Below are 13,874 nucleotides of genomic sequence, written 5' to 3'. Positions count from 1 at the left end.
TAGTGGTATGCTAGGATTTGCTTATTCAAACCCGGGTATTTTTGTGGGAATTGTTGTTTTTATTTTGAATGGTTTAAGGTTTAAACCTTAAACAAAAGGAGGGGCAACTCTATTAGTCATCCATTCTTTAGACAGGTTCAATCTAAAAAAGTAAGTGATTTTATTCTCGAACAGCTAGAAGAAGCCATCATACTAAAAGAGTTTTTATCTAATGAACAGCTTCCGTCTGAAAGAGAGCTTGCTGCCGCTTTTAATTGCAGTCGCTTAGCCCTTCGTGAAGCTCTATCTACTTTAGAGACTCAAGGCTTAATAGAAAAGCGATTAGGAGCAAAAGGCGGTACATTTGTTCTACCCGTCACACAACGTTCAAATACAAGAACAAAAGAGGACATTGAATCCTCTTGGCAAGATTTACTCGAGATTTTTGAATACAGGCTAATGGTAGAACCTGAAGCGGCACGCCTTGCAGCGGACCGAATCTTACCAAGAGACCTGCAACAATTAGAACAACTACTTCACCAAAGTCAAAGTGAGTCAATAATGCGTGAAGAATTCCGTTCTATTGATGTTAAGTTTCACCTCTTGATTGGAGCTGCTTCCCAAAACGCATATATTGCAAATGCAATACGCAAAATAAGAACGAGTATTAATCCTGCGCTTGATCTAATGCCATATAGTGATGAGGTTAAGTTAAATACAATCAATCACCATAAACAACTTGTAGAAGCCTTCATTAAAAAGGATTCAAGGCTCGCAAAAGAAACCATGTATGCACACATTAGTGGAACCTCTTTGGCCATTGCAAAAAGAATCTCTCAACAAAACCATCTATGAAAAAACATAATATGAAAGAAGGTTTTCTATTTGAAAAAATACTTAACGTTAACTCTATTGACCTTTACCCTGCTCTTAAGTGCTTGCTCAAGTGATAGTAATGACGATACAGCTCAATCACCAGAAGCAGAATCAAACGAACCTGGTCGCACAATTAACTACTCCTTGGCAACAGATATTCAAAAGCTTGACCCACATACCGAAAATGTTGTTGTAAACTGGAAGGTTGGTTTTAACGTATATGATCGACTAGTTACACAAAATGAGTCCATGGATCTTGAACCAGGACTAGCAACGGAATGGCAGACAATCGACCCTACCACTTGGGAGTTTAAACTTCGCGATGATGTGACGTTCCATGATGGTACTGAATTTAATGCCGATGCTGTAAAAGCTAATTTAGATCGGAGCCTAGCAGAAGAAACCATTTCTCCAACAGCTTATTTATATGATCGAATTGAAGAAGTTGAGGTCGTTGATCCATATACTGTTCGATTCCATTTAAGTGAACCCTTTGCTTCCTTACCGGCTCATTTAGCTCAGTATGGAGGTTCTATGCTTAGCCCTGAAGTAATTAAAGAAGATAACGAAGCAGTCGCAAACGGTGCTGACCCAGGCAGTATAGTAGCAGAGAAACCAATTGGAACTGGCCCATTTAAATTTGAATCTTGGAGTCCAGGTTCAGAAATAAAATTGGTACGAAATGAAGACTATTGGGGTGGTGCTCCCGATATTGAAGGGGTCACTTATAAAATTGTTCCAGAAGAGCTTACTCGAGTGGCTGATTTAGAAACACAAGCTTCTGATATCATTGATTCAATCAACCCAAATAGTATGGAACAAATTGAGAATAGTGATGCAGCTTCAATCATCGAAACCGATTCAACCTATGTGAATTTCCTGGGCTTTAACACAAACAAAAAACCATTTGATGATATTCGTGTAAGACAAGCCATCTCAATGGCCATTGATAAGGATGTGATTGTGGATTCCATTTTAAACGGAATCGGCACAGTCGCAAACAGTCCACTTTCGCCAAATGATTTTGGCTTTGCAGATGTCGACGCATTGCCATTTGATCCAGACGCTGCAAAAGAGTTGCTAGAAGAAGCCGGACAAAGTAATCTTACTCTTGAGCTATCTGTTAATGATGACCGTACCCGTGTAGATATCGCAACGTACATCCAACAAGCGTTACAGGATATTGGAGTTACAGTTGAAATCAGTCAAATGGAGTTTGCTTCTTTTGTTGAGTATACTGGTCAAGGTGAAGCTGATTTATTCCTATTAGGTCGTTCTAGTCCTACAGGTGATGGTTATAATGCGTTATTCACCATCCTTCACTCAAATAAGCAAAGCAGTAACCAGTTACGTTATACCTACGCAAATCCTGAATTCGATCAACTCGTTGATCAGTCGATTCAAACAGAGGACGAAGCTGAAAGAAATGCATTATTCCAAGAGGCTCAGGATATCGTAGCAAATGATGTGCCGTTTGACTTTTTGTACTATCCAGTAGATTTATTAGGTGTGTCTGATCAAATTACTGGAGTCAAAACACTACCATCTGGTGTAGTTCTATTAAAAGATGTTAAGGTAGTTGATCAATAATGACATCCACTGTACAACTTTCTATGCCGATTGCTTTTTTAATTGAGAATTGCAGGACAAGTGGTTTGACAGATCAAGAACTTGTGACTTTAATAAAAAAACGAGACTTCGAACCCATCGCTGATCTCGTTATTGAACCAAACATGGATTTTATTGAACGTATTCAAACAGCTGAAGATCTTAATGAGCCCTGGGAGAAGGCACTGCTAGATGGTTATCAATTTAAATTTCTTCACATGAATGGCGTCAAAAAGCTTTTAAAGCTACGTTTCAACAAGCTAGAAGATATCCATTACAAAGAGCAAAATTTTGTTCTTTCTAACTTGATCCTAACAACAGCAGAGAAGGTTGAATTAGCTACTCTCATACAAAGTCGATGGAATGTGGTTTCGAATAGTAATAGGGATTCAGTAATGATTCAATCAAAATTTTAATGAAGAAAAAGCCGTGAGAAGTGTTACCTCTCACGGCTTTTTTGATGTCAATAATTATTCACCCCATAATTCAATGCGGTCCTTGATCAGTTCTGTATATTCTGCCTCTGCTTCTTCAGCACCTGCAGCAAGTAGTTCGTCTTGGAATTCATCCCAAACGACGTCAAATTTTTCTGGATCGGCCAAGATAGCTTCTGGAATTTTACGTTTCATGATGTCAAGGCATCTTTGCATAACTAGCTCTAGATTAGATCCTGCTGGAACAGCCATATTATATGCAGCTCCCCAAGGTTTTACCGGGAACTCATCTTCTTGAGGATATAAATCCTTCCAGAACTCTGCTCCATACGCATCTAAAACTTCTTTTTCTACATCTGTATAAGAATCTTTGATTTGATCAGGACTAGCAACAGTAAACGTTTGACCTGTTGAATCTTCAACGCCATTACCATAAACAGGAGCAAATCCTCTTAAGACACCGATACCTGTTTGTTTGGAATGATTCGCATTGTTATTACGCTCATCCATCTGCTCTTCACTAATGACACGTTTCCCATCCTCAATTGTATAGTGTTCTCCTTCAATACCCCAGTTCTGCAAGATTTGACCCTCTTCTGAAGCAAGATAATCTAGGAACTTAATAGCTCGAACAGGATTTTCACAATCAACTGTAATGCCGATTCCCAAGCCACCTAAATAACCTGTATCTTGGAAATTAGGGTGTTTAAATTCTTCTGTTAACGTAACAGGATACATGCCATGCATACGTTCTGACATTCCTGCTTCTCTTAATGCTCTTTGCGCTTCATCTACTTCCCAGTCAGCGTCAATTAAACCTAGAACACGACCAGATGATATTTTTGCAAGGTATTGATCATATTTTTGAACAAAACTCTCTGGATCTAACAATTCTTCATCATTCATATGGTTTAACCAACGGAAGTACTCTTTTTCTTCGGCACGACGATAATGGAATTTCGCTTCATAGGTATCAGGGTCAATATAAAATTCTCCATCATCCGGAGCGCCCGTTGCAAAGAATGCAGGGTTTGTTGTGGAGATCATGATTCTCCAGTCATCTGCTAAAAGCGATAATCCAACTGTTGGTTGACCATCAATGGTGGGATTTTTTTCTTTATATTCTCTGATTGCGTTTTCAAAATCATCAACGGTTCTAATCTCAGGGTAACCAAGCTCTTCTACTACTGCATGCTGCAGCATGAAGCCTGTTCCTGGTTCCCAATAAGTGTGATCAACTTCAGCAGTTGGCAAGATATAAATCGATTCGTCATCATTACTCCATTTAAGACGGTCAAAATAATCACCATAGATTTCCTTTAAGTTTGGTGCATGTTCTTCAATTAAATCCGTTAAATCTAGAAATGCTCCTGCATCAACTAGTGTACCTGCATTACCTTTTGGCCAGATTAAATCTGGATAATCTCCACTTGCTGCCATCAGAGCAATCTTTTGATCTCCACCGTTGACATCAAACTCGCCATTGATGGTCACTCCTGTTGCTTCTTTAACTTTTTGACTAACCGGACTCTCCATGTTATCCCACTGGGAATGCATGTCACCACTGAACAAATTTAAAGTTATCTCACCATCTGGATCTTCATCCTCCAGATTGGCTGTATCCTTACTACATCCCAAAATCCCCCCAACCAATATGACTGAACTTAGGAACATGCCTCTTCTCCAATGTTTGTTCATTCAACTCTCCCCTTATGATTAGATTTAATCTATTGGAATAATTAGTACCTATCATTATGAACGTTCAGCTATTAACTCCCTCCCCAAAGCTCAACTCTATTTTTAATCAGTTCAGTGTATTCTTTCTCTGCCTCTTCTACTCCCGCTGCTTCAAGTTCACTCATAAACTCATCCCAAACCTTGTCAAAATCGTTCGGGTCTGCCAAGATCGCTTCTGGAACTTTACGTTTCATAATGTCTAAACATCTTTGCAACGTTAGTTCTAAACTAGATCCTGACGGAACGGCCATATTATAAGCTGCGCCCCATGGTTTAGCTGGAAATTCATCTTCTTGCGGGTAAAGATCCTTCCACAATTCAGCTCCATATTCACCAAGAACCTCTTTTTCTTTATCCGTATACGAGTCTTTAATCTGTTCAGGACTAGCTATGGTGTAAGTCTGACCTGTTGAATCTTCAACTCCATCACCGTAAGCAGGTGCAAACCCTTTCAAAACACCGATTCCCGTTTGTTTTTGGTAGTTTGCATTATTATCACGTTCATCCATTTCTTCTTCACTAATCACACGTTTTCCGTCTTCAATCGTATAATGTTCGCCTTCAATCCCCCAGTTTTGAAGAATCTGAGCTTCATCTGATGCAAGATAATCTAAGAATTTAATAGCTCTAACAGGATTTTCACAATCAACGGAAATACCGATTCCCCACCCTCCAAGATATCCTGTATCTTGAAAATTAGGGTGTTTAAATTCTTCTGTTAATGTGACAGGATACATACCATGCATCCGGTTTTCCATTCCTGCTTCTCTCAAAGCCCTTTGCGCTTCTCCTACTTGCCAATCTGAATCAATTAGTCCTAATATACGACCTGAAGATATTTTCGCAAGGTACTGATCATACTTTTGTACAAAACTCTCAGGATCTAACAAATCGATATCATTCATGTGGTTTAACCAACGAAAATAGTCTTTTTCTTCACTTCTACGATAATGTAATTTAGCTTCATATGTTTCTGGATCAACGTAAAACTCTCCATCTCCTGTTGAGCCTGTAGCAAAGGCAGCAGGATCTGTCGTGGAAATCATTATTCTCCAATCATCAGCAAGCAGGGATAACCCAATTGTTGGCTGCCCATCAATCGTCGGATTAATATCCTTATATTCTTTTATTGCATCTTCAAAGTCTTGCACAGTTCGAATATCAGGATAGCCAAGTTCTTCAACTACATCATGCTGCAGCATAAATCCGGTCCCAGGCTGCCAATACGTTTGATCCACCGGAGGGGTCGCAAGGATATAGATGGACTCATCCTCATTACTCCATTTCAACCGGTCATAGTATTCTCCGTAGATTTTTTTAAGATTAGGAGCATGCTCATCAATTAGATCAGTCAAATCTAGCAACGCTCCTGAATCAACAAGTGTGCTAGCATTTCCCTTTGGTAAAATTAAGTCTGGATAATCACCGCTTGCTGCCATCAAGGAGATTTTTTGGTCTCCTCCATTAACATCAAATTCAGCGTTCAATGTGACGCCAGTCTCTTCTTTAACAATCTGACTTACAGGGCTCTCCATGTTATCCCACTGAGAATGCATGTCTGCACCAAATAAACTCAGTGTAATATCACCATCAGGATCCTCATCCTCTACATTCGCTGAATCTTTGCTACATCCTGTTACACCAGCTATTAAAACAATTGAAGTGAAGAACAACCCATTCCTCAAATATTTGTTCATCTTCTGCCTCCTATCGTTAGCTTTTCACTGCACCCAACGTCATTCCTTGAACAAAGTACTTTTGTAAGAATGGATAGACTAATAAGATAGGGATGATGGTGACCATAGAAATCGCCATTTTAATCGACTCTGGAGAAACTTGCTTAGCCGCTTCTTCTCCAACCACTCCCCTGAAAGCATTAGGATCCGATGCTCCCATATTTGTGTTCTGTAGAATCTTCATCAATTCATACTGAAGGGTCGTTAACGCAGGATTTGAACTGTTATAGAGATAGGTGTCAAACCAAGCATTCCACTGCCCTACTGCCACAAATAATGCAATTGTTGCTAAAACAGGCATACAAAGAGGCATAACAATTCGCCAAAAAATAGTGAAGTCACTAGCACCATCAATTTTTGCTGACTCTTGAAGCGAATATGGAAGCCCATCCATAAACGACCTTACAATGATGATGTTAAAGGCATTTACCATACCTGGTAAGATATACACCCAAAAGGTATTAATTAAGTTCAATTCTCTCATTAACATATAACCTGGAATTAACCCACCAGAGAAATAGAGAGTTAAGACAATAAAGATAGAGACAAACTTTCTACCTTGAAAGTCTGCTCGACTTAATGTAAACGCCACCATAGCTGAGGAAAGAACACCTAATATAGTTCCAATAACAGTACGGAGCACTGAATTGATTAATCCCGTTACTAGGTTGTCATATTCAAAGATTGTTTTGTAATTTTCAAGAGTAAAAGCCCTCGGCCAAATATGAATGCCGCCTCGTACCGTATCTGTAGAATCGTTTAATGAAATAGCCAGTACATTAAGAAATGGATACAATGTAACCACAAAAACGATGGTTAAAAATGTATAATTAAAGATGTCAAACAATCGATCATTAACCGTTGTTCTATTACTTGCTAGTAGCTTTTTCATAGGTTCACCCTCCCTTCTACATAACACTTTGATTCGCGAATCGTTTAAAGATTCCATTAGCTAAGAACAACAGCATAATACTGACTAATGAATTAAAGATCCCTATGGCTGTACCATATGAGAATCTACCTAAACCAATTCCGTAATTCAATGCATAAAGTTCTAATACTTCCGAGAAATTAACAACTGTTGGATTTCCAAGTAAAAATTGCTTCTCAAAACCAATTGTAATTAGATTTCCTATAGAAAGAATTAATACAACTAAAATCGTTGGTCTAATCCCTGTTAAAGTAATATGCCAAATCTGTCTAAAACGACTTGCCCCGTCCACTTTTGCTGCTTCATAAAGTTGAGGATCTATCCCTGCAATTGCCGCTAGAAAGATAATGGAATTCCAACCCATCTCTTTCCATAAATCAGCCAGTGTAACAATCACCCAAAAATATTCTCCCTTAGTCATAAATTGCACAGGTTGATCAAGTAAGCCTGCAGCTACAAGTAAATCATTAATTACTCCACCATCAACTGAAAGCATTTTTGTAACAATTCCTGCTACTATAACCCAAGATACAAAGTGAGGTAGATAAGATACTGTTTGTACTGTACGCTTAAATGTTTTAACTCGAATTTCATTCAACAAAACTGCAAAGAAAATGGGTACGGTAAAACCAACCGTTAATCCCATAAGGCTCATGACAATGGTGTTTCTCAAGACGAGATAAAAGCGATCATCCTGAAACAACTCAATAAACTGTTGAAGCCCTACCCACTCCTGCTCAAAGAAACCCAACCAGGTCGATAGTTCTGAAAAGCCATGACCCAGCCGCCTAATGGGAGATAGTTAAAGACAAAAACCCAAGCAACAAAAGGCAAAGACATTAAATAAAGATATTTTTGTTGTTTAAAAACAGTCCAGAAACTCTTTTTCTGAGACAAGCCACTTAACTTTGAATGCGTTTTCATTTTTTCTGTTTTCATCTCTTCTCTCCTTCCTTATCTCATCATAAACGAGATTAGTGGACGGAAATACATGATAAATTTCACAAGATATCAGATAAAAATCAGTGATTTACATCCTATGTCTTCAAAGAAAAACACCCTGAATGTTAGATTTCGACTCTAACTTTCAGGGTGTAAACAGTGAACTCTCATCTTATCTTTTTAAAGAGAAATTAGCGGAAAGCGAATCCGCAGACTCCCTCCGAAAAACCTAATGTATCAGTGTTTTAAAGGCTATATTAACAGGTTAAAAAATATTTTTTATGATTACGCTAAGTTATTCATTCCAATAATGTTTATTAAAGGAATATGAGCGTACGCTACGCTAATAGATGTAGGGAATCTCATCCAATTATAACGATATGGGTGCTTCAATGAGCTCTGCTCAACTTATGTGGACATACCCTCCCATGTCTCTTAGCGTCGTGCGCTCACATTCCTTCGTTGGGTCTCTTCATAAGGCAGAGTCGGATTTATGCTCCTGTATGGACTCGAGGTCAAAAGTCGTCTTTATTACCGATTCTCCAAGTCACCATTTTTCATATTCCTTTAGGCTTCCTTATGAAGCGAGCGAGGATCGTGCTTTTTGAAGAGGAGGGCTATCACTCCTCATCTTTTCAGCATCAAACGCCATCTGGTGATGGCTTAACCCCCAAAAGATCTTCAATAGCTTACTACAGAGAACCACCAAGGCATCCTTCTTTTGAAGCGGATTTTGACTTCTTGAAATGTAGTACGTATAGAGATCTAAGAAAGCTTGGTTATTCCGGATGAGCGGGAGAACCGCTCGAAAGAGCAGAGAACGCAAGCGGCGTCTTCCTCGTTTAGAGAGCCTCTTTCGTCCTTGATGTTGGCCGGAAGAATTCTCACGTAGCGTCAATCCCGCTAATTTTGTCAGTTGGCGTGGATGACTGTAGTTGGTGAGTGGTCCCGTTTCAGCGAGTAATTCACAAACGGTCTCTTCACTAATACCAGGGATAGAGATTAAACTCTCATAGGCGTCTACTTGTCGAGCGAGCTCTCGCATCGTCTCTTTCGTTTCTTCTAACTCCGCACAAGTTCGTTCATATTGCTCAATGAGCGAACGAATATCTTGTCTCGCAAACTCGTTCCCTTCGGTTAACCCAATGGATTGAGACGCTAATACTTGAACGTTGTGCAATCTCTTTCTAGAGGGGTTCCTGATCGCTTCTTTTTCTTTGATCTCGGATAGAAAAGACTCTACCTCAAGATCATGCCACTCCTCAGGTAAGGGACGGTACTTTAAGATGCAGACAAGGGTTTTCCCCATGGCTTTAAAGGCTCCATGTAATTCTGGGAAATACCGATCCATCCAACGGATGATCTGGTTGGTCACACGCGCCCTATCTTTTTTTAACCGGTCTCGAAGGGTTGCGCCATTACGCAGTTCTGCATCTACGCCCGTCAAGAAACGCGGATAGCTAAAATATCCCTGAGTGACCATTTTCGCAATCACACGAGCGTCTTTACGGTCATTCTTCGTTTGTAGGTTATCATCAAACTCTTTGGCTCGATTGACGTGCAGCGGGCTTACCAAGACAAAAGGAATGCCATGATGGTTTAAAAATTGCGCAAGATTCATCCAGTAATGACCGGTTGGTTCAAAGCCAATGAGGATGTTTGTTTTTTGATGAGCCTTCTTTAGTTGTTCAAGCTCGTCATAGAGGTGGTGAAACCCATTTCTTGATTGATGAAACGGAAAGGCATCACTAAGTTCACGGCTGCGATCATTCACAGCACATGCGTAGTGCTTGAATTTGGCGATATCAATGCCAATCACCAATGTATCCTCTTGAACTTGATCTAATCGATCATTGCGCGTATGATTCATAGTAAGTCCTCCTCGATGTGTTGTTTGGGTACAATTGCATCTTAACGGAGGGCTTTTTTTGTGTAAATAGGACGAAAAGAAATCCCACAGGAATGCTCCTGGGGGACCAGCACGTGGCAGACCGACTCTGGAGTGGTGGTTTTCCACGGAGGAGGCTGAGGCCGTGCCCTCCGGGTGCTAAGGATTCGCCTGTAGCGGTGCAACTCAGCATATTTTATATTTTTCGTCTTTATAACTTTTACTTTTAGTTATGTCTCAATCTCCAGTTTTTCATCTTCATTTAATCGCTGCCTGCTCTTTCTGAAACGTTCTTGGTGAGATCCCTACATATTTCTTAAATTTACGATGAAAATAATCCACATCTTTGTATCCAATTTTTTCTGATACTTCATATACTTTATATCCGTTTACTAATAGTTTTTTTCCATTCTCAATTCTGACCTTATCAAGGTACGTATTAAAGTATTCCCCTGTGTGTTCACGAAAGAGCTTGCCTAAATAAGCGGAATTATAATTAAGAAGATCGGCTAACGACTCGAGACGAAGATTTTGATCATATTGCTGTTTAATCAAATCTACCATTTTTTTAATCGTAGTCTCCTTACCTCCCGAGTAAACATGATGAATTAACTCTGTAAACCGATCACTTACAGCCTCAGTAATGGCATGCACATGATGCTGATCATAAATCTGACTCGTACTAAATTGCGTAGACTCTATTGATTTTAATTTTCTAGAATCATTTAGTACAAGCCGGTTTATAACCATTGAATATAGATGGACAATATTTTTTTTGATTTGCTGTGAATCATATTTGCGTCTTATCAATTCATTTGTGAACTCCTGTAGTTGAGATTGACATGATTCCGTCTGACCAAGAGTAATCGTAATGGAAAGACTTTCTACATAGTCATCCATTGAAAGCTCCGTTACTATTTCTAACTCATGCTCTTGAAGATCTGCTATCAAATCCTTCGTTATAAATGTTGCTTCTTCGAATAAAAACGTTTGTTTTAATAAGAATTGTGCTTCTTCATAGGATTGATACAGGTCGGCTTGGATCTGTTACTGTTGCTCCTATAGCACCATACCCTTTTGTTGTTTGAATGTAAGCAGCTACCTTTTTTTCAGTGTGTATCGCTTCATTAAAAAGAATGACTCCATTAAAAGTACATATTGAAAAAGGAATGGCATCCTTCTTTTCATTAGCAATAGAACTAAGTGCTGCATGAACTTTATCCATGGATTCAGGAACGGTTACCAATATAATTCGATACCTGTCTTCTTGAAGACCATGGTCCTTCCACTTATCATAAAAAGTCATTAGGTTCTTTGCGTCGATTGGTTCAGACAATGTCTCTTTAATAAGAAGATCTCTTTGCCAAAGTTGATCTTTTTCCTGTAATAAGTTGATTGCATTATGTCTCTGTAGCTCAGTCCGAATTTGAATAAGCAAGTCTATGAGTTCATCCTCATCTAATGGTTTTAACAAATACCCGTCTACTCTAGAAGACAATGCTTTTTGAGCATAACTAAAGTCTGCATGCCCTGTTAATATGATAAAATGAATTTTTGTATCATGCTCCCTAATAAGATCTATTAATGCTAACCCACCCATTTCTGGCATACGAATATCTACGATCATTAGATCTGGTTTTACTCGCTGATATAGTTCAAATGCTTCTTTTCCATTCTTAGCGATGTCAATTACACTAAACCCATATTGCTCCCAAGGTATTAATGAACGTAATCCCTCTCGGATCATGGGTTCATCATCAACAATGATAACCTGATTCATCATGTCCCCTCCCATGGTATGCTAAATTGAATGTGTGTACCTTCTCCCTCTTTACTTGAAATCTTAAGTCCTGCGTTCGGCCCATACATGATCTGAAGTCTTTGATGTACGTTCCTCAATCCAATCCGATTTTGTCCATTACTTTCTTTTTCCTCAAACATATCCTGGATTTGACCCAACCGAGCTTCGCTAATTCCCACACCATTGTCTTTAACTGAAATAATCATGTCACTGTCCTGAATATAGGTAGAGACAACGACTTCTCCCCCATTTTCTTTCGCTTCAAGTCCATGATAGACAGCATTCTCTACAATTGGTTGAATGGTTAACGGTTGAATAAGTATGTGTTTAGATTCTGGTGCAATCTTTAATTGATACTGGAGTCTATCTCCATATCTAAATGTCTGAATTTCTAAGTACGTTTTTACAAGTTCCATTTCATCTTCTAATGGAAGCGGCTTTCCTTCCGTATCAAGGCTCTTACGAATAATAATGCCTAATTGCTTAACTACATTAGCAATTTCTTTCTCTTGCTCGATGTGAGCTTTCATACGAATCGATTCAAGAGTATTAAATAAAAAATGAGGGTTTATTTGACTCGCAAGCATTTTAAACTTCATTTCATTTTGTGTGACTTCCATTAAGTTCTTTTGACGATTGGTTTCGAGAACTTGTTCGATCATTCCTTTTAAATTCTCAACCATATCATTAAATTGATGCGAAAGCTGTCCAATTTCATCTGTGCCATCAATCGTAATTTTAGTTGTTAAGTCCCCTGCAGCAACACGTTCAATCTTTCGACTTAAGTTAGAGAGGCGTTGAGAAAGAAGGTTCGAAAAAATAGCAATTAAAACAACTGCCACCGTTACCCCAATTAGTGTGATCATAATTCCTGTAACGCCAAGTCGATCTGCCCGCTCTACAACCAGATTATCTAAGGTTACAGATACGATTTTCAGTTCGCTCTGACTTAACATGGGATTAATATGATCTACTGTTACCTGAGCTTGATCACCCTCAAAAGCGGATTCATGTGTCCCAGTTTCTCTTAAAATGTTCGGATCGATAAAATCACTCAACACTCCATCCATATATTCCTTTTTATTCGTTGAAATAATATGACCTTCTTCATCTGTAATGAATGTTAATAGAGACTCTTGATTTAAAATAGCATTTAACTGGGTAGGATCGATTGTTATAACAACGACTCCATACGTTTGATTCTCTAAGAAATTAATCCGTTTAATTAAACTAAGATAGGTTTGATTTTGATTTGTCTCATCTGATAATAACCGCCATTGATTAAAACCTACTTCATCTTCTACTTGCTGAAACCAACTTTTTTTCCTCAAATCATCATCAACAGGTATGAATTCCCAATTATTGATAAGAGTAGGATTATCAAAATAAAATCGAATACCGTTTATCTCTCGTTGAGTATACAGGTAGGATTGAAAGTTCTGATATTGATAATAGCTTTGAAAAACCTCATAGGTTGAGTTATAAGACGTGTTCACAAGATCATCTAATTCCTTATCAAATTCAAGGCTATTTGAAATGAACGTGGGAATCTTAAGAAGGTCGTAGGTTCTTTCCTTAACCCTTTCGATATTAGCCTGAGATTGTTTATTCATCTCATCCAAAGCAATAGACCTTAGTTCCTGGGTTAACATCATTCCCACTAAAGAAATTGGAACTAAAACAACCACTATAAAAGTCAGCATTAATTTGTCTCTAAGTTTTAAGTGATTCATCCATTTGAGAAGCTTTTGTTTTAGCAATACGTCATAACTCCCTTACGAGTAAGCGTTTTCATTTGATTATACCGTATTTCTCATTAAGTAAAAACCTTTATTTCACCACCATAGACATTAATTTTTTACATTTTCATATCATTTACGACATTTTTCCACGGTATAAAAGTCTTTAAAATCATTTGATTATTAACACTTTTGACAACTAA

The 13,874-nt window shown here is 38.5% G+C and carries 10 protein-coding genes and 1 pseudogene; 3 read left to right on the top strand and 8 right to left on the bottom strand.

Annotated features, from left to right (window positions below; all coding sequences use genetic code 11):
• The first annotated feature begins 111 nt into the window (after positions 1 to 111).
• From NDM98_RS00735 to NDM98_RS00725, 3 genes are read left to right on the top strand one after another with little or no spacing between them, the layout of a single operon-like run.
• Positions 112 to 834: a FadR/GntR family transcriptional regulator gene (locus NDM98_RS00735; protein WP_251608835.1), complete on the top strand. Its 723-nt coding sequence runs from the start codon at positions 112 to 114 to the stop codon at positions 832 to 834.
• A 30-nt stretch (positions 835 to 864) separates the two neighbouring features.
• Complete coding sequence (locus NDM98_RS00730; protein ID WP_251603344.1) at positions 865 to 2,445, top strand: glutathione ABC transporter substrate-binding protein; 1,581 nt, start codon at positions 865 to 867, stop codon at positions 2,443 to 2,445.
• Complete coding sequence (locus NDM98_RS00725; RefSeq protein ID WP_251603340.1) at positions 2,445 to 2,879, top strand: hypothetical protein; 435 nt, start codon at positions 2,445 to 2,447, stop codon at positions 2,877 to 2,879. Before NDM98_RS00730 ends, NDM98_RS00725 begins: the two co-directional genes overlap by 1 nt.
• Before the next feature lie 54 nt (positions 2,880 to 2,933).
• On the opposite strand, the gene NDM98_RS00720 is transcribed toward NDM98_RS00725, so the two are convergent.
• From NDM98_RS00720 to NDM98_RS00685, 8 genes and pseudogenes are all read right to left on the bottom strand, one after another.
• Positions 2,934 to 4,595, bottom strand: a complete 1,662-nt coding sequence (locus NDM98_RS00720; protein ID WP_251603336.1) for an ABC transporter substrate-binding protein — start codon at positions 4,593 to 4,595, stop codon at positions 2,934 to 2,936.
• 71 nt (positions 4,596 to 4,666) lie between these two features.
• Complete coding sequence (locus NDM98_RS00715) at positions 4,667 to 6,331, bottom strand: ABC transporter substrate-binding protein (RefSeq protein WP_251603333.1); 1,665 nt, start codon at positions 6,329 to 6,331, stop codon at positions 4,667 to 4,669.
• A gap of 16 nt (positions 6,332 to 6,347) precedes the next feature.
• On the bottom strand, positions 6,348 to 7,262 hold the full coding sequence (locus tag NDM98_RS00710; RefSeq protein WP_251603318.1) for a carbohydrate ABC transporter permease: 915 nt from the start codon (positions 7,260 to 7,262) through the stop codon (positions 6,348 to 6,350).
• 16 nt (positions 7,263 to 7,278) lie between these two features.
• A pseudogene (locus tag NDM98_RS00705) lies at positions 7,279 to 8,240 on the bottom strand (ABC transporter permease).
• 580 nt (positions 8,241 to 8,820) lie between these two features.
• On the bottom strand, positions 8,821 to 10,113 hold the full coding sequence (locus tag NDM98_RS00700) for an IS110 family RNA-guided transposase (protein ID WP_251603315.1): 1,293 nt from the start codon (positions 10,111 to 10,113) through the stop codon (positions 8,821 to 8,823).
• 276 nt (positions 10,114 to 10,389) lie between these two features.
• Entirely contained in the window at positions 10,390 to 11,082 is a 693-nt protein-coding gene (locus NDM98_RS00695) for a helix-turn-helix transcriptional regulator (protein ID WP_251603312.1), read from the bottom strand.
• A 64-nt stretch (positions 11,083 to 11,146) separates the two neighbouring features.
• Positions 11,147 to 11,914, bottom strand: coding sequence for a response regulator (locus NDM98_RS00690; protein WP_251603309.1), 768 nt, complete (start codon positions 11,912 to 11,914; stop codon positions 11,147 to 11,149).
• The gene (locus NDM98_RS00685) at positions 11,911 to 13,692 is read right to left on the bottom strand and encodes a cache domain-containing sensor histidine kinase (RefSeq protein ID WP_251603306.1); all 1,782 of its coding nucleotides are present in this window, start codon (positions 13,690 to 13,692) and stop codon (positions 11,911 to 11,913) included. The genes NDM98_RS00690 and NDM98_RS00685 overlap by 4 nt, the downstream gene beginning before the upstream one ends.
• Between the last annotated feature and the right edge of the window lie 182 nt (positions 13,693 to 13,874).

The organism is Alkalicoccobacillus plakortidis, assembly GCF_023703085.1.
Lineage (GTDB): Bacteria > Bacillota > Bacilli > Bacillales > Bacillaceae_D > Alkalicoccobacillus > Alkalicoccobacillus plakortidis.
The sequence above is the reverse complement of the archived record's forward strand: the minus strand, read 5'-3'. Positions and strand labels throughout refer to the sequence as shown.